The following is an 18,568-nucleotide window of genomic DNA, read 5'->3' as shown; positions in this document are numbered from 1 at the left end:
GTTTGCATCTTTTACTATTTTTATGTCGCTGTGTCCAATAGCTGACGCTTAATGATACATTGATATGTCTGCCAATCTTTTTTAATCCCCCTTTATGCTGTTATAAACGCACCTATTAATTTGTATTCTAATTATGATAAAACAAACCCTATTACAATCAACGCCTACCGTTGCTGATTGGCATTTTCCCAATATGCCGATGCATTTTGCGCAAGATGGCGATCCCGAAGGTGAAACGACACCGCAAGCTGACGTGCTAGTAGCTGAGCCAGAAGTGGCGAAGCCGCCGATGTATGCTGTGGTGATGTATAACGATAACTACACGCCGATGGAGTTTGTCGTTTATGTGCTGCAGTCAGAATTTCGTCACAGTATGGATTCAGCGGTTGAGATCATGCTGACTATTCATAATAGTAGCAAAGGTATTGCGGGTATTTATCCAAAAGATATTGCTGAAACCAAAGCCAAAAAAGTGAATAGTCTGGCACACCGTGAAGGCTATCCTTTATTAACTCAAATCGAGCCACATCAGGGCGAATAATTTTTTAGCCCGCTTTTGTGGTAAGTTTTTTCCCTATTTATATGTCCGCAGTTTCTACGTCAATCGTTAGTATCTTATTTGTACCCTACCTTTACCAGTTAAAATATTTTCTAACTTAGAGTGGTAGAGTAAGCCTGTTCAGTTATTTAATGGTTTGCTCTAATATATTGACTCACTTTAAGCCTGATTCCTGTAGATTTAATATCTAGCTATTTATTGTCTCTTTAATATGTCCAACCCTTTCGTTTTAGGCTTGATTTTCCTCTTATACAGCCCTATATATAAAAGTATACTCTTATACACTTAATTTTAGTTTACCCCTCGTTTTTCTCAAATCGTTTTAGCGTTTTTATCTCTTTCATATTCAACAGCCAATCTCGAAAATATACGCTCACATTACTTTATTGATCATGGTTTTATTGGCTGTATCAACGCCCGTAACAAGGTTAATGGACACTTCGATACATTTTAATCAGTGTTAATAGATTGACTATCTTTAAGTATCATGTTGATATAAAGGTAAGCTGAAAATAATGTCTACGTCATGGAAGTCAGTATTGAATAACATTGAGTAAAGTCTCTTAATAAACCTAACATAGCCCTTGAACAATCCATCTACCGCCCTGATTTAGTTACTAACTCATTCATAAAGCTATCAATAATAAGATAGGTACAACCGTAGGAAGTCCTTATGTTAAGTCGTCATCTTGAAGTTTCTTTGCGTTTAGCAATGACACTTGCGCGCCAAAAATCGCATGAGTATCTCACTGTTGAACATCTACTACTGGCATTATTAGAAAATACCAATGCTGCCAATACGTTGACTGCTTGCAATGCCAATGTTTCAACCTTGCGTAGTGAGCTTGAAGCTTATATCAATAAGCATACGCCAACGGTCGATGCTGATACTGAGCAATCACCACAACCGACCCAAAGTTTTGATCGCATCCTGCAACGGGCTATTTTTCATGTGCAGTCTATCGGTGGCGGTCGTTTGGTCGAAGGTTCTGATATTTTAGTATCGATGTTTTCAGAACACGATACTTACGCGGTTTATTTGCTCAAAAAACAGGGCATCAGTCGCCTAGAGTTGACCCAGTATTTATCACACGGTCAAGATAAAGACGAGCCATCTGAGCCACGTACTTCGATGACAGGTGAGCGCCGTAGTGCTTCAGAAAAAACTAGCAAAGACCCCTTGGTCGAATTTGCAACCAACTTAAACCAACGCGCCGCTGAAGGTAAAACGGATCCATTAATTGGACGTGCCCCTGAAATTGAGCGCGCGGCCCAAGTGCTTTGCCGTCGCCGTAAAAATAACCCGCTATTGGTCGGTGAGCCAGGCGTGGGTAAAACCTCAATTGCTGAAGGTTTAGCGTGGTTGATTATCAATGATAAAGCACCGAAGCCACTTAACGGCTGCGTGATTTATAGCTTAGATATTGGCTCATTAATCGCAGGTACTAAGTATCGTGGTGACTTTGAAAAACGCATGAAGTCGCTGCTTGATGCGCTGAAGAAAAAGCCGAATGCGATTTTGTTTATTGATGAGATTCATATGATTATTGGCGCAGGTTCGTCAATGAGCAGCAATATGGATGTGTCAAACCTAATCAAACCGGCGCTTGCCAATGGTGAGCTACGTTGTATTGGTTCGACGACCTTTACAGAGTATCGTCAGGTGTTTGAAAAAGACCATGCATTATCACGTCGTTTCCAAAAGATTGATGTAAAAGAACCCAGTGTTGACGACAGTATCGATATCTTACGTGGTCTTAAATCACGTTATGAAGAGTTTCATAATGTCGAATATACCGATCAAGCATTGGTGACAGCCGTTCAATTATCGGCCAAACATATTCATGAGCGTTTTTTACCGGATAAAGCCATCGATGTAATCGATGAAGCTGGTGCGTATAAGCGTTTGGGTATTGTCGCTGATTTGGACGATATTGATGCCGAAGAAAGCTTTATCGCTGATTTAGAGCAAGATTTTGATGCGCAAATAGATGCTGATGAAGAAGGTTTTGAGGGCGTTGATGATGACAGTATTGATGAGACAGGCACGGTCAATGAGATGCAAGACGAAGCAAATGCTGCAAAAGCAAACGATAGAGCGAAAGCTGATGGGGCTAAAAAGCCTAAAAGCAAACGTGCACCGATAAAAATCGATGTCGCCGATATTGAAGCTATCGTTGCCAAGCTTGCGCGTATTCCACCCAAATCCGTATCTAGTGATGATAAAAGCATTCTTCAGCATTTAGACCGTGATTTGAAGCACTTGGTGTTTGGGCAAGATGAAGCGATTGAAACCTTAGCCGATGCGATTAAGTTATCGCGTGCTGGTCTTAAAGCACCAGATAAGCCAATCGGCTCATTTATGTTTGCCGGTCCTACCGGGGTTGGTAAAACCGAAGTCTCTCGTCAATTGGCAAACTTGCTGGGTGTCGAACTGGTACGCTTTGATATGTCAGAGTATATGGAAGCGCATACTGCATCGCGTCTGATAGGTGCGCCTCCTGGCTATGTCGGCTATGATCAAGGCGGTTTGCTGACCGAAAAAATCAATCAACATCCGCATTGTGTCCTATTGCTTGATGAAATCGAAAAAGCCCATCCAGATGTCTTTAACTTGTTATTGCAAGTGATGGATCATGGTACCTTGACCGATAACAACGGTCGCGTCGCTATCTTTAAGCAAGTGATTGTGATTATGACCACCAACGTCGGGGCGGATAGCATCAGTCGTTCTTCTATGGGCTTCACGCAGCAAGACCATAGCCGAGATAATACTGAGTCACTGAAACGCGTGTTTACGCCTGAGTTCCGTAACCGTTTGGATGCCATTATTCAATTTAATCCATTGGATACCTCAGTCGTCGTCTCTGTGGTCGATAAATTCTTGGTTGAGCTACAAGTCCAGCTTGATGATAAACAAGTAACGCTAGAGATTGATGATGAAGTACGTGATTACTTAGCAGATAAAGGCTATGATCGCCTAATGGGTGCGCGTCCTATGCAGCGTCTGATTCAAGACGAAATTAAGAAACCATTGGCAAGCATGATTTTGTTTGGCGACTTGGTAAATGGTGGGGTCGTCCATCTAACCTTGGAGCCTGAAGACGCTAAAGATCAAGACGGCAATGCAGTTAAGCTTGAGAAAGGATCAGATAAAGGCTCATCGGACAGTCGTATTATTCTAACGGTCGTTGAGACGCATGAGCCGCATCCAGACTCTGAGTCATTAGCTAGCTAAGTTTCTACTACTAATATAATAAGAACGGTTACTGCGGTAGCCGTTTTTTTATTGCTATAATTTATATAGTGAAAGTATTTCTTATTAATCTATAAAAAATAAAAAAGGACATTCCATGGAATTGTTTGACGAAAAATCTGCAAAAACCGATGCACAAAAACAAGCGATTTTAGACAATGTGCGCTTACCAGAAGACTGGAAAAACGCCTTAGCAGAAGAATTAACTTCTGACAATATGGATAACTTGCGTGCCTTCTTAAAGGAAGCCTATCAATCAGACGACAGTATTTATCCACCAGCCCCTTTGATGTTTAATGCGTTGAATCTAACGCCTTTATCGCAGGTCAAAGTCGTGATCTTAGGTCAAGATCCTTATCATGGACCAGGACAAGCAATGGGCTTATCATTTTCAGTGCCTAAAGCCATTCCAAAGCCACCGTCACTAAATAACTTACTAAAAGAGATGGCGAGTGACATTGGTATCGTGCCGTCAAAGCATGGCGATCTGACTTACTGGGCACAGCAAGGGGTATTATTATTAAACAGCTCATTGACCGTGAGAGAAGGGGAGCCAAATAGTCATCAGAATAAAGGTTGGGAGCAGTTTACCGATGCGGTCATTGATGTGGTTAATGAACAAACAGAGCATACGGTATTTATATTGTGGGGTAGTAAAGCGCAGAAAAAAGGCAAATATATTAATACTGATAAACATCTGATTTTGACAGCTGTGCATCCTTCACCGCTAGCTGCTAATCGTGGTGGGTTTTTCGGCTCTAAGCCATTTTCTAAAACCAATGATTATCTGTTACAGTATGGTCGAACGCCAATTGACTGGCAACTGCCACAGTAGCTATTAATAGTTGCTGTTAAACATAATCGTCAAAGGTGTTTTTTTAAAATAATAGATGTACTGATATTCAAAACAATAGTTGTATTAATAAATGAAACATAGACAAACGATAAGCTTGCAGCCTTATCAATTAACGAGCAGCCTGATATCGACGAGTACATTTTGGTCACTTGAAGATGTTAGCTGGATGCAACAAGCCCTTAGTCTGGCTAAACAAGGTGCTGCACGTGAAGAGGTGCCAGTAGGGGCGATACTGGTATACAATCAGCAGATAATTGGGCAAGGGTTTAATGAGCCGATTGGACGCCATGATGCGACCGCTCATGCTGAAATTGTCGCTTTAAGAGATGCTTGCATGCGTTTAAGCAACTATCGTTTACCATTACAGACGACGTTATATGTGACCTTAGAGCCTTGTACCATGTGTATCGGGGCGCTGATTCATGCTCGCGTGGATAGACTTATCTATGCGGCCAGTGAGCCGAGGGCTGGCATGGTTGGTAGTCAAATGAACCTGGCTACCCAGCCATTTTATAACCATAGTATTCAAGTACATCAAGGTTTGTGTGGTGAGCATAGCAGTCAGATGCTAAAGGGTTTTTTTCGTCAGCGCCGCCAAGCGCTAAAAAACAACAAGCGTTAAAAATAACAGTCAGCATAAACCATTAACAAGATATTATGCTCATTGCTAGTGATAGGAAGGTTTGTTTGCTATACTATCGCCCTATTTGCTTACGAACAAGTTTATTGGCATGCAAGCGTTTGATAAACCAGTGGAAATTTACGCCATTTACCATTTTGTACGCTGTGCCGACGATTAAGTGACTGTTATGACTACTTTTACATCTAATACTAATGATAATAATAGCGACATTTCGTCATTACGCTATCCAGTTATCTGTATTGATGGTCCAAGTGGGGCAGGTAAAGGCACGGTTACTTGGCGCTTAGCACAGACGTTAGGGTATCAGTTGCTTGATTCAGGGGCGTTATATCGCATTGTTGGTCTAAAGGCATTTGAAGCAGGTTTGCTAAATGTAGATGGCGAGCAAAGTATCGATGAGACGGCGCTGTTAGCATTGACTCAAAGCTTGCAGATTGTTTTTGAGCCTAATATTGATTCAGGACGTGTAGACATTATTGTTAATGGCGCTAAGATTGGCGAGCAAGTACGCAATGAAACCGTCGGTGGTTATGCTTCACGAGTTGCAGTTTATCCAAAGGTACGTCAGGCCTTGCTGAAATTGCAGCAAGATATGGCGAGCCAATCAGGGTTGGTTGCCGATGGTCGCGATATGGGCACCGTGGTTTTCCCAGATGCCGATGTTAAAGTCTATCTAACGGCAAGTGCCAAAGCTCGTGCTGAGCGCCGCGTGGCACAGCTTTTACAGGCGGGGCAAGCTGCCGATTTCGAAGCGATTCTTGCGACGATTAAAGCGCGTGATGATCGTGATGAAAACCGTGCAACGGCGCCTTCGAAGCCTGCAGAAGATGCGCTGGTTTTAGATAGCTCTAACCTGGACGCTGATGCAGTTTATGAGCTTGTGAAAAAACATTGTCAAGATCAAGGTATTTGCTTTAATCGTTAATAAAAACAACATATTAAGTACTAAAAAGTTTCCTATGGCTTTCATTTTAGTATAAAATTATAATAAGTGTAAGACAGTTGTTGCTAATGATTCCGATAAATATGCTGTTTATGAAGCTTTATTTATAGAAATGCTTTTATAAAATCATGTTTATGTATGTCTTTAGGCATAAAGCGCTTATTAGCAACAAACGTTTTTTTATATGACTGCATAGGATATAAAACCAGTATTCTCGTTTTATGCAATCATACATTTGATCCGTACTGTGCTGGACAGGATACGGCTATACAAAGGTAGACATAATGGAATCATTTGCTGAACTATTTGAAGCGAGCATCGAAGAAACAGGTCTGGATATCGAGCGTGGCTCGGTTATCACCGGTACTGTTGTCGCCATCGATAACGACTGGATCACTGTCGATACTGGTCTGAAATCTGAAGGTATTGTCGCTCGTGAAGAGTTTTTAAGCGAAGAAGGCGAACTTGAAGTCGAAGTTGGCGATACAGTAGACGTAGTGGTTGAAGCAGTCGATAACGGTATGGGTCAAACCTTACTGTCACGTGAAAAAGCCAAACGCGTTGAGACTTGGAATTTCCTTGAAAAAATCTCTGACAATGATGAGATCGTTAAAGGTATTATTTCTAGCAAAGTTAAAGGCGGCTTTACCGTAGATATCGGTTCAGTTCGCGCGTTCTTACCAGGTTCATTGGTAGACGTCCGTCCGATTCGTGATACCACGCATCTAGAAGGCAAAGAGCTAGAATTTAAAGTTATCAAACTTGATCAAAAACGTAACAACGTTGTGGTAAGTCGCCGCGCTGTTATGGAAGCTGAAAACTCAGCTGAGCGTGAAGAGCTATTGAACAAGCTTGAAGAAGGTATCGAGATCGAAGGTATCGTTAAGAACCTAACTGATTACGGTGCATTCGTTGATCTTGGTGGTATTGATGGTCTATTGCACATCACTGATATGGCATGGCGCCGCATCAAGCACCCATCTGAAGTTGTTGAAGTTGGTCAAGACCTTAAAGTTAAAGTACTTAAATTTGACCGTGAGCGCAATCGCGTAAGCCTAGGTCTAAAACAACTAGGTACTGATCCTTGGGATAACGTTGGCGGCACTTACCCAGTGGGTAGCGTTGTTAAAGCTCGCGTAACCAATTTGACTGATTATGGTTGTTTCGCTGAAATTTCTGAAGGTATTGAAGGTCTAGTACACGTATCAGAAATGGATCACACCAACAAAAACATCCATCCATCGAAAGTTGTTCAAGTGGGTGACGAAGTTGAAGTGATGATTCTTGATATCGACGAAGAACGTCGTCGTATCAGCTTAGGTATCAAACAGACTCTAGCTAATCCATGGGATGAGTTTGATAAGAAACATGAGCGTGGTGATAAAATCACTGGTACGATCAAATCTATCACTGACTTCGGTATCTTTATTGGTCTAGATGGTGGTATTGATGGTTTGGTTCACTTGTCAGACATTTCTTGGAATGAAACTGGTGAAGATGCTATCCGTAACTACAACAAAGGCGACACCGTTGAAGCAATGGTATTGTCTGTAGATTCAGAAGCCAACCGTATCAGCCTAGGCGTGAAACAATTGACTTCAGATCCATTTAACGAATACCTAGTCAACAATGACCGTGGTGCTATCGTTAACGGTAAAGTAAAAGAAGTAGACGCTAAAGGTGCTACCATCGAGCTTGCTGACGAAGTGGAAGCGTATCTACGTGCCTCTGAGATTCAACGTGACCGCGTTGAAGATGCGACTAAGCATCTAACTGTTGGTGATGACGTTGAAGCTAAAATCATCAGTGTTGATCGTAAAACTCGTAATATCAGCTTGTCAATCAAAGCAAAAGACGAAGCTGAAGAGCGTCAAGCGATTAAAGAGCTAAGCAGCACTAGCACAACTAGTACTACTGCTGGTTCTGATGCACAGCCAAAAACTATTGGTGACTTGATCAAAGAACAAATGCAGTAAGCTGTATATTGTTGATATAATTAGTATATAAAAAGAAAGCGACTCCGGTCGCTTTTTTTTGTGATTAAATTTGGGTATGAAGCAAATGCTTAGAGATTTCCTGTAAAAGGGGAAACTCTTATTTCCATTTGCGCTAATATCCGCTATCATTTGCAACATTGAGTAACGAGATGTGAACGTAAACCTAAATATTCATAAAATGACAATTTACCTCACAACCATCTTATCCATTAATCAATAAGGCCAGTGTGATAATGCAGCAAGCAATTAACAAGTCCGAATTTATTAGTAATCTTAGTGCGAATTGTGACAACATGACAGACACCGTTGTCGATGATGCAGTACGCGAAATATTAAATTTGATGACCGATACTTTAGCCAACGACGGCCGAGTAGAGGTGCGCGGCTTTGGTAGTTTTTGTCTCCATCATCGCCGTGCACGTATGGGGCGTAACCCTAAAACAGGGGAAAGCGTACCAGTACCTGCCAAAGCCATTCCGCACTTTAAGCCTGGCAAAGCACTACGTGAAGCTGTCAACGATAAAGTAGCCCACGGTTAGTAACGTAAATAGGAGGGTAAGACGTTTATTTTTCTGACTTATTAAAGTTAGTGATTACTAAGGCGTCTTACTACTAAAGCTGCTTCTGATAAAAGCCTCTTACTATTAGCTGTTTTTACAGTTGAGGTTTTTATCATTAACCAAAACGAATAAGCTCAGAGATATAAAACCAGTCTCTTTACATAAGAAACTAAATATTGAAAGTCTTTACTAGCAGTCGGTATGGCTGCTTTATTTGCTAAACTGTTCATACTATTCAACACACAAGGATACGTCTGATGCGCATTTTACTGCTGGTATTACTGTTTTTAAGCTTCGCTTATTCGCTAGGTTTAGTATTAGCCAATAATACTGAAGTTGGGGTGAACTTATTATTTTCCCAAGCACCGACGATGAACCTGGGCTTATTGCTGATTCTGTGCCTGATACTCGGCATCATTATTGGTATGTTATTAGCCTTACTCATGTTCCGTGTACTACAAAATAAGTGGGAAATCTCACGTCTACAAAAATTAAATGCCGATCTACAAGAGCAAGTGGCACAAGCCAATATTGTTATTGACCGTCAAGCAAACGCGCCGTCGTTAGAAGAAGCAGTCTATGGCGCGACAGCGACCAATGTACAAGATGGTAGCGTCGGCGATGTAGACGACGGTGCAACGTTAACCAAGCAAAAGCGAGACTATTAGTTGGTTAGACGATTATTCTATTGCTAATAGCTCTATATACAATCATTTGATAACCCGATAGAAAGTGGCATAACTATGAATCAAGCAAATACCTCTCCCGTCGTCGTTGCTTTAGATAACATGACGAGAGATGACTCGTTAGCACTGGCTGACCAATTAGATCCGGCGTTATGTCGCTTAAAGGTAGGTAAAGAGCTGTTTACCCGCTGCGGTCCTGAGATAGTTAAGGCGCTACATCAGCGTAATTTTGAAGTATTTTTGGACTTGAAGTTCCATGATATCCCTAATACCACGGCACAAGCGGTATTGGCAGCAGCTGAGCTTGGCGTATGGATGGTCAATGTCCATGCAAGCGCGGGCTTAGAGGCGATGTCATTAGCCAAAAAAAGCTTATTAGACGGTAATTTTGAGACCCTGCTAATAGCTGTTACCGTGCTGACCTCTATGGACAATCAAGCATTGATGCAAACGGGCATCACGGACGGCTTAGATGTACAAGTAAGCCGCTTAGCACAATTGACCAAGCAAGCAGGTCTTGATGGGGTGGTATGTTCAGCGCAAGAAGCCAAAACGCTTAAGCAGCTATGCGGTCAAGATTTCAAGCTAATTACTCCGGGTATCCGCCTGTTAGACGACAATGCCGATGATCAGAAACGCATTTGCACACCGAAACAAGCGTTAAATGATGGCTCTGATTATTTAGTAATTGGGCGCTCTATTACCCAAGCAACAAATCCTGCGGCTAAATTACAAACGATACTTCAAAGTATCTGATTATAGATAGAGCGTATAAAATTTTATAATCTGTTTAGATGTTTTTAGCAGCATATCTATAGAAAAGACAGCCTAACAAGCTGTCTTTTTTACTTTTTGCCAGTAATGAAAAAAGTGCTACACTGGTTAAATTTATGTTGATAGCAAGCGTAGCAATAGGCAGTTTTTTATCTTCAAGTTTTTGCAAATGGCATGATGGGACAATAGTAAAATATATGAAACTACAGATCTTAAGTGACTTACATATTGATAGCTATGCTCGTCAGTCGCATCCGCTAGGACATATCCCGAAAACGGACGCAGACGTGGTGCTAGTAGCAGGGGACACTGCCAACAGTGATAGTGGAATGCCATGGCTACAAGAGCAAGCAGCGCGCTTACAAGTGCCATTAATTACCATCTCTGGTAATCATGAGTACTTTAATGAAGATGTGCTGCATTTTGATAAGAAGCTGGCAACTTGGGATAATTATAATGCTGAGTTAAAGCAAGGCATGCGCGTGTTGCAGTGTCAGCATATCGATATTGGTGAAGTGCGAATTTTAGGCTGTACGCTATGGACGGATTATCAATATCAAGCCAACGAAGATACCATGGCAGTTGCTAGGCGTTTTATGCGTGATTATAAGCAAATTTACGCCGGTAGCGAGCTGTTTTCACCTGAACTATCAATGCAAATCCATGCTGAGCAGCGCCGATGGTTACAGCAAGCATTGAAAACGGCTAAAGTAATGGGTAAAAAAACTGTGGTCATGAGTCATCATAGTATCAGTCCGTTATCGGTGTCTGAGAAGTATGCTGAGCTGCCAAGTAATGCCGCTTTTGTCAGTGATTTATCAAGCTGGATGTATGAGGATTGGGCGCCCACGCTTTGGGTGCATGGTCATACCCATGAAGCTTTTGATTATCAAATCAATAAAACGCGAGTCATCGTCAATCCACGTGCTTATCCGAATGAGGTGAGTAGTACTGAATTGGCATTTGCTTGGGATAAGGTGATTGAGATTTGATAAATCGTCTTAACTAAGCGCTTAAATTTATAAAGATACGCTATATTGCAACTGAACTTATATTTTGTTCATTGATGTCAAAAAATCTGCTACGCTTGCTATCATGAGTAAACTGCCTAATAACACCCTATCAAAACTATCCGCTGCGCAGCGTGCGAGTCACACGCCAAGTGCACCAGCGCCCTCGCACTTACCTGACAGTATGATGTCTTCGGTCGGCTTACTGCCTACGGATAAACGGCTGATTTTATTTACCAGGCATTCTTTACGTGAGCGCTCTGACGGTAATGGTTTTGCCAGTTATCAGTTGCCGCTGACCCAAAAAGGTCGCGTCTTAGCGAAGTCTTGGGGACGTTGGTTGGCAGGACATCTGCCGTATTCGCTCGATGTCGATAGTATCTCAAGCCCAATTGGTCGCTGTATTGATACCGCGCAGCTGATGCAAGCAGGCGCGGGGCTACAACGTGATATCTCGCATCAATCATTATTGGTTGAACCGGGTAGTCTGGTGACTGAACCTGAGATTGCCAATCCCATATTTAAAGAGATTGGCGTGCTCAATTTTATCAATCGCTTTTTACAAGGCAATCTTGAAGGTACCAAAAATGCCTATCAAGGTGGGCTTGATCTTTTATCACTGTTTTACCAGAATCAGCCTGAGCATGGGCATTTAATGCTTGCCGTCAGTCATGATACCTTGCTGTCAGCATTTTTGGCAGTGATGTTTGATGTGACTGAGATTGATTGGAATGATTGGCCAAAAATGATGGAAGGGGTGTTTTTGTGGTTTGATGATAAGCCATTTGAGCAGGCCAGTGCTTATTTCGTCTGGCGCGGTGAAGTTTATGTGCGTCCGATTCATACTTTGCTTGACAGTTACCGTGCGGCTGGCTTCCATCCGAATAAACTGCTGTTGCCACCAGAAGTAAAATGGACCTAAGCATTATTTGCTAAACATCATTTTCTAAAACTGTTAAACACTATTAAAAACTTTTAAGCAGTTATAAATGATAAATAAACAGGCATAAAAAAACCTTGCCCCAGTATTAGAACTGGTAACAAGGTTTTAGTCATCACACTATAAAGCGAAATGCGGTCCAAACGCAACCAATCTTAAGCTTGTAAGCCTTTGATGGTTTTGTTTAGGCGGCTCTTACGACGAGCAGCTTTATTCTTATGAATAATACCTTTGTCAGCCATACGATCAAGAACCGGTACCGCTTTTTTGTAAGCTTCGGTAGCCGCGTCATAATCTTTAGCAGCGATAGCCGCGTCAACACGTTTTAGATAAGTACGAACCATAGAGCGTTGTGACGCAGAGTTCTGACGACGTTTGGTGTTTTGACGGGCGCGTTTACGAGCTTGTGCAGTATTAGCCACGCGTATCTCCTTGATAAAGACAGATAAAAATATGAATGTTGATTGCAATAATAATGGGTTTAACAATCATCGGTGACGAGCAGCCTCTCGCCAAACATGATGTCGATGTCTGATATTAGAGTACCTATCTGTTATTAAAGGCACCTAAATTAGTAATAGATCATCGCAAGCGCCAGAACTGTTTGGAATAATTAAACAGCGTTGACGTGTAAAGCCGGTTATCTTAGCAAATTATTGCGCTTAGAACAATATATTTGATGATTAATGCGTAAAGAAGTTATGCTAGCACACGGATTGCTGGTTTTTAGGGTTGTTTATAAGCGTTTTATTAAGCAAATGAGCAAAATAACTAGCAAAAGTGGAGGCGTAAAACGTGTGATTGGTAAAGTCAATTTGATAGCTGATAAAATCTCTTACAATAAATTGTTTAGAATAGCGTCAGTTATCTCTGAATTTAGGTATGATACCTATGATACAAGGGGCAAAGACGTTAGTGAAAAGCGTTGATACTAGGTGTTTGCATCTCATTTTTCTTCTGATTATACATATTCCAACATTATATAAATGGATAGGCTATGCAACGAAAAGCGATTTTGATTGGCGCAACAGGACTGGTCGGGCAGCATCTTGTGAAGCAGCTTAGTGAGCTTTATGACACGTTAATTGTGATTGCACGGCGACCGCCACGCTATATTAACGCCAGCATGCGCTTTTATCAGGTGAATGATTTTGATAACTTGGCTGAAATATTTGCCAGCGTTGGGGCTGATAGTAAGACAGATGCTTTTAGTTGCCTTGGTACCACCAAAAAGCAAGCGGGTAGTGATGAGGCTTTTCGAAAAATCGATCATGATTATAATGTCAATTTTGCCAAACTCTGCCAAGATAAAGGCGTAGAAAACTTCTTTTTATTGTCCTCAATGAATGCGGATATCGACAGTCGATTTTTATACAATCGGGTCAAGGCGGAAACTGAGCAGTCTATTATGGCGCTAGGTTTTAAACAGTTGGTCATCCTCCGTCCTTCTTTATTGTTGGGCAAACATAAAGGTCGTCCGCTTGAAAGCTTTGGTCAAAAAGCGTTTAAACTTATTTCGCCTTTGGTATCAGAGTCATTATCATTACACCCTATATCTGCAAAGCGCGTTGCTAGTGCCATGGCAATGAGTGCGCATGAGGTTTATCAGCGTAATAAATACCGTAGTGAGCCTGCGATTCAAACCACAGATATTATCGAAAATAAACAAATGCTAGCGATGACTAAAGTCAAAAAATAGCCTAAGTATTAAATTAGAAAATTAAACTCAAAACCTATCTATCAATAGCCTAAACATGAATAACAAGGAGCGTCGCCATGCCAGCATCAACGATGAATAAAGAGAATTTTGTGACTTGTGATTTATTGGATGCCAATCCTGAATCACAGGTGTGTTTACCCAATATCGAAGGCAAGTCTTTTTATAGCTTTGGTGGCAAAGACAGATTTTGCGGTGAAATCGTGACGGTGAAATGCTTTGAAGACAATAGCCGCGTAAAGTCATTGCTGAACAGCGATGGCAAAGACAAAGACGGTAATGGCAAGGTATTGGTCGTTGACGGTGGCGGTTCGATGCGTTGTGCGCTGTTAGGCGATATGATTGCACAGTCGGCGATTGATAATGGCTGGGCAGGGGTTATAGTGTATGGCTGTGTCCGTGATGTTGATGATATGGCAGCAATGGATATCGGTGTCATGGCACTTGGCTGTATCCCGCGTAAATCGAATCGCCGCGATGAAGGTCAAACCGATCTTGAAATCAGCTTTGGTGATTTAACCTTAAATTCAGGTATGTTTGTTTATGCAGATAATAACGGTATCATTGCTAGCGACAAACCATTAATTTAAAAACAGCTTTTATTTTAAAAACAGTTTAACAATTAAAACTCAAAAACCTCAGCTTAACCGTTGAGGTTTTGATATTTGACTATCATGTCTTTGCATACGAATATAAGTTTTATCAGCTATTTAGCTATTAGACTTTTAATAAAAATGCTAAGTGACAAACCGTTACGGCATAAATTTTGGTAATTGCCAAAATATTCGTATAATAGCTTTCTGACTCTTAACCTTGATCCTATCCTTTATGCCTATCACTGCTTTGACTGACGCCTTTGAACCGATTAACCAGCAGTTGTTTCCTATCCAGAATGCCCAGCGCCGTTGGCTGGCACCTGTGCATGGGGCAGTCAGTAGTTTGTGGCTGGCAAGTCTGGTGCAAACATCACTATGGAATGTTGCTGACCGTCTGAAAGTTGTGGTAACCCGTGACCAAAACCAGCTTAATCAGATAGAGACAGAGTTGGCATTTTGCGGCGTTGATGCTTATGTATTCCCTGATTGGGAGACGTTGACCTATGATGAGCTGTCACCGCATCAAGATATCGTCAGCGAGCGTATCAATCTATTAACCGATATGCCAACGTCAGGCGTGCTGCTAATCTCGGTACAGGCGCTCATGCATCGGGTCGCACCGCCAAGCTGGCTGATAGGTCAGCATTTTGATTTGAGTGTGGGTGATCGATTTGATATCAATACCCAACGTGGCTTATTGGCAAAGGCCGGTTACCGAGCGGTTGAGAATGTTTTTGAGCCGGGCGAATTTGCCGTACGTGGCAGTATCATTGATATCTTTGCAATGGGTCAGCCGTTTCCGCTACGTTTGGATTTATTCGACGATGAAATTGAAACCATTCGATTTTTTAATCCACAGACTCAGCGCACACTGACCATCGATGACCTCAAAACGATGATGAGTGGTAACGATAGCAGTATGGGTAAAGAGTCACTGTCGCTACTACATAAACTGCCAGACATCTCAAAACCCATCGAACAATTTCAAATACTACCTGCCAAAGAGTTTCCGCTTGATGAAGGGCGCGAGACGTTTCGTACCAACTTTGCCGCCATGTTCCCTAATACCAGCAGCCGTAAGTTTGAACTACACAAAGATGTCATGGCAGGTATCGCCAGTAGCGGACTTGAATACTACCAGCCGCTATTTTTTGACTTAAAGGATTGGCAGGCTGAGAGTAGCTTATTTGCTTACTTACCAAGTGATGCTTTATTTATAACAGATGAGCTAATTAACGAAAAACAGGCAGATTACTGGTCACAAATCCAGCGCCGTTATGAAGAGCGTCGTCATGATATTGATAAGCCCATCGTCGCACCTGAATTATTGTATTTATTATCAAATACTCTAAACGAGCACCTAAATCATTATCCACGGGTAATATTAAGCGCGCGTAATGAATTGGCTACCATGACCGATGTGGCTGTAATTGATAGCAACGATTCATTATTAGCACTTGAACAACAGCTGGATTCAAAGCCAGGACTACCGCTTACGGCAAATAAACAGCAAGGCTTGGTGACGTTAAGTGCGCAAGAGCCGCCACAATTATCAGTCAATCATCAAAAAGCTGAGCCACTTACCGAACTGTTAGAATTTTTAGCGCTGCAAGCGCAAACAGCAACACCTGTATTGATTGTCGCTGAAACAGCTGGTCGCCGTGAGATTCTCATTGAGCTATTTAAATGCAAAATCGATATCAAAGCTTATGACAGCTTTGAGGCGTTTTTAGCCGCCGATAAAACTACTGGGCTTAATGCTAAAGAACTGCCACAAGTTGGACTCACGGTTGCACCTATTGAACGCGGAGTATATGTTCCTGAACGTTTGGTTCTGATTAGTGAGACCCAATTGTTTGGTCGACAAGTATTGCAAACGCGCAGACGTCGTCAAAGCGGTGTGTCAGAAGAGTTTTTGGTTAAAAGTGTTACCGAGATAACCGAAGGTAGCCCAGTGGTACATATCGAGCATGGTATTGGGCGTTATCACGGACTGATTACGCTAGATGTCGGTGATGGTGAGCAAGAGTTTATTCACTTGAAATACGCTGATGATGCTAGTATCTATGTGCCTGTTGCCAATTTACAAATGATCAATCGCTATAGCGGCGGTGACCCAGCGCTTGCGCCATTGCACAAAATCGGCAGCGGTAAATGGGATAAAGCCAAGCAAAAAGCGCTTGAGCAAATCCATGATGTGGCGGCTGAGCTACTCAATATGCAAGCACGGCGTGAAGCCAAAGTTGGTATTCATTTCAAAATAGACCCATCGCAGTATGAGCTCTTTGCCAGCCAATTTGCTTTTGAGGAAACGCCCGACCAAGCCAATGCCATTCATGCGGTGATGGAAGACATGAGGCAAAATCAGCCAATGGATCGTCTTATCTGCGGCGACGTAGGTTTTGGTAAAACAGAAGTAGCTATGCGAGCCGCCTTTATTGCGGTTAGTGCTGGCTATCAGGTAGCAGTATTGGTGCCGACCACCTTGCTAGCAGGTCAGCATGAAGACAATTTCCGTGACCGTTTTGCTGATTGGCCAGTACGTATTGAAACCTTGTCGCGTTTTGGTGGTAAAAAGCATCAAGAAACAGTGCTAACAGACCTCGCAGCAGGCAAGGTTGATATCGTTATCGGTACGCATAAATTATTACAACCCGATGTGAAATTCTCTAATTTGGGCTTGATGATTGTCGATGAAGAACATCGCTTTGGCGTGCGTCATAAAGAGCGTATCAAGGCGATTCAGACCGATGTAGATAGTATGTCGATGACTGCGACGCCCATCCCTAGAACGCTTAATATGGCGCTCTCAGGTATGCGTGACATGTCGATTATTGCGACGCCACCTGCTCGCCGTCTAGCGATTAAAACTTTTGTCATGCAGAAGACTGACGCTTTGATGAAAGAGGCTATCTTACGTGAGCTACTGCGTGGCGGGCAAGTGTATTTATTGCATAATGATGTGGCGAGTATTGAGCGTATGGCAGAAACTATACGTGAGTTGGTTCCTGAGGCGCGAGTAGGGGTCGCACATGGACAGATGCAAGAGCGCCAACTTGAGCAAGTGATGCAGCAGTTTTATCATAAAAAGTTCAACGTGCTAATATGCTCGACCATTATCGAAACAGGTATCGATGTACCCAATGCCAATACTATTATCATAGAGCGCGCCGATAAGTTTGGCTTGGCGCAATTGCATCAGCTGCGTGGTCGTGTTGGCCGTAGTCATCATCAAGCCTATTGTTATCTGCTAGTGCCTTCTATTAAAGGGCTTAAAGGCGATGCTAAGCGCCGTCTGCATGCGATTGAGCGTGCCAATACCTTAGGTGCAGGTTTTATGCTGGCTAGTGAAGATTTAGAGATTCGCGGTGCTGGTGAGATACTGGGTAAGCAGCAAAGTGGTAACATGCAAGCGATTGGTTTTAGCTTATATATGGATATGCTCGAGCGGGCAACAAAGGCGATTAAGGCGGGTAAAGAGCCTGACTTGAGCACACCTTTATCGCTAACTAGCGAGATTAACTTGCATAGTTCGGCGCTGATACCAGAAGAGTATCTACACGATGTCCATCAGCGTTTGTTGTTCTATAAACGCATCAGTAATGCCGATGATAAAGAAGCTCTGACTGATATCCGTACCGAAATGATTGACCGTTTTGGCATTTTGCCAGATCAGACCAAGCAGTTATTTGCTATTCATGGACTGCGAATACAAGCTGAGCCGCTAAAGATTAATAAGATTGATGCTAATAGTAATAGCATGACATTAGAGTTTGCACCTGATACTCCAGTTGATGCACTAGCGATTATTAAGTTGATTCAATCAAATGGGCAGCGTTATCGCATGAATGGTGCGTCTGGAATTCGTTACCAAGATGCCGATAAACTGGCAACGCCGCAGCAGCGTGTCACTGCGATTCAAGAGTTACTACGCTATTTTAATGAGCATATGGTGGCAGATTCAGCATAGTTGTATTGGCATTTCGGCATTTTGAGAGCTTAGCAGTGATTTTCAGTAGATTAAATCAGCT

General features: G+C 42.3%; 15 protein-coding genes. 14 read left to right on the top strand and 1 reads right to left on the bottom strand.

Annotated features, from left to right (window positions below):
* Window positions 1-133 precede the first annotated feature (133 nt).
* From FHS24_RS09685 to FHS24_RS09635, 11 genes are all read left to right on the top strand, one after another.
* Window positions 134-541: an ATP-dependent Clp protease adaptor ClpS gene (locus tag FHS24_RS09685; RefSeq protein WP_183620946.1), complete on the top strand. Its 408-nt coding sequence runs from the start codon at window positions 134-136 to the stop codon at window positions 539-541.
* 691 nt (window positions 542-1,232) lie between these two features.
* The gene (locus FHS24_RS09680; protein ID WP_183620945.1) at window positions 1,233-3,797 is read left to right on the top strand and encodes an AAA family ATPase; all 2,565 of its coding nucleotides are present in this window, start codon (window positions 1,233-1,235) and stop codon (window positions 3,795-3,797) included.
* A gap of 115 nt (window positions 3,798-3,912) precedes the next feature.
* Complete coding sequence (locus tag FHS24_RS09675) at window positions 3,913-4,650, top strand: uracil-DNA glycosylase (protein WP_183620944.1); 738 nt, start codon at window positions 3,913-3,915, stop codon at window positions 4,648-4,650.
* Between the two features lie 91 nt (window positions 4,651-4,741).
* Entirely contained in the window at window positions 4,742-5,293 is a 552-nt protein-coding gene (gene tadA, locus FHS24_RS09670; RefSeq protein WP_183620943.1) for a tRNA adenosine(34) deaminase TadA, read from the top strand.
* Between the two features lie 187 nt (window positions 5,294-5,480).
* Window positions 5,481-6,239, top strand: coding sequence for a (d)CMP kinase (gene cmk, locus FHS24_RS09665; protein WP_183620942.1), 759 nt, complete (start codon window positions 5,481-5,483; stop codon window positions 6,237-6,239).
* Between the two features lie 302 nt (window positions 6,240-6,541).
* Window positions 6,542-8,233, top strand: a complete 1,692-nt coding sequence (gene rpsA, locus FHS24_RS09660; RefSeq protein WP_183620941.1) for a 30S ribosomal protein S1 — start codon at window positions 6,542-6,544, stop codon at window positions 8,231-8,233.
* Window positions 8,234-8,487: 254 nt separating this feature from the next.
* A complete protein-coding gene (locus FHS24_RS09655) occupies window positions 8,488-8,793 on the top strand; it encodes an integration host factor subunit beta (RefSeq protein ID WP_183620940.1) in 306 nt (101 codons plus the stop codon).
* Window positions 8,794-9,071: 278 nt separating this feature from the next.
* Window positions 9,072-9,482, top strand: coding sequence for a lipopolysaccharide assembly protein LapA domain-containing protein (locus FHS24_RS09650; RefSeq protein WP_183620939.1), 411 nt, complete (start codon window positions 9,072-9,074; stop codon window positions 9,480-9,482).
* Window positions 9,483-9,557: 75 nt separating this feature from the next.
* Window positions 9,558-10,256 (top strand): orotidine-5'-phosphate decarboxylase, encoded by a 699-nt coding sequence (gene pyrF, locus FHS24_RS09645; RefSeq protein WP_183620938.1) that lies wholly within the window; start codon window positions 9,558-9,560, stop codon window positions 10,254-10,256.
* Window positions 10,257-10,471: 215 nt separating this feature from the next.
* The gene (locus FHS24_RS09640) at window positions 10,472-11,266 is read left to right on the top strand and encodes a metallophosphoesterase (protein WP_183620937.1); all 795 of its coding nucleotides are present in this window, start codon (window positions 10,472-10,474) and stop codon (window positions 11,264-11,266) included.
* 103 nt (window positions 11,267-11,369) lie between these two features.
* Window positions 11,370-12,206 (top strand): histidine phosphatase family protein, encoded by an 837-nt coding sequence (locus tag FHS24_RS09635; protein ID WP_183620936.1) that lies wholly within the window; start codon window positions 11,370-11,372, stop codon window positions 12,204-12,206.
* A gap of 173 nt (window positions 12,207-12,379) precedes the next feature.
* On the opposite strand, the gene rpsT is transcribed toward FHS24_RS09635, so the two are convergent.
* On the bottom strand, window positions 12,380-12,646 hold the full coding sequence (rpsT, locus tag FHS24_RS09630; RefSeq protein ID WP_010200097.1) for a 30S ribosomal protein S20: 267 nt from the start codon (window positions 12,644-12,646) through the stop codon (window positions 12,380-12,382).
* A 575-nt stretch (window positions 12,647-13,221) separates the two neighbouring features.
* Here rpsT and FHS24_RS09625 point away from each other — a divergent pair.
* The 3 genes from FHS24_RS09625 to mfd all read left to right on the top strand — a co-directional run bounded on the left by FHS24_RS09625 (window position 13,222) and on the right by mfd (window position 18,507).
* Entirely contained in the window at window positions 13,222-13,923 is a 702-nt protein-coding gene (locus tag FHS24_RS09625; RefSeq protein WP_183620935.1) for an NAD-dependent epimerase/dehydratase family protein, read from the top strand.
* A 92-nt stretch (window positions 13,924-14,015) separates the two neighbouring features.
* Window positions 14,016-14,531: a ribonuclease E activity regulator RraA gene (gene rraA / locus FHS24_RS09620; protein ID WP_227671787.1), complete on the top strand. Its 516-nt coding sequence runs from the start codon at window positions 14,016-14,018 to the stop codon at window positions 14,529-14,531.
* Between the two features lie 238 nt (window positions 14,532-14,769).
* The gene (gene mfd, locus FHS24_RS09615; RefSeq protein ID WP_183620933.1) at window positions 14,770-18,507 is read left to right on the top strand and encodes a transcription-repair coupling factor; all 3,738 of its coding nucleotides are present in this window, start codon (window positions 14,770-14,772) and stop codon (window positions 18,505-18,507) included.
* Window positions 18,508-18,568 lie beyond the last annotated feature (61 nt).

Origin of the sequence: Psychrobacter luti, assembly GCF_014192115.1 — a bacterium.
Classification (GTDB): Bacteria; Pseudomonadota; Gammaproteobacteria; order Pseudomonadales; family Moraxellaceae; genus Psychrobacter; species Psychrobacter luti.
The sequence above is the reverse complement of the archived record's forward strand: the minus strand, read 5'-3'. Positions and strand labels throughout refer to the sequence as shown.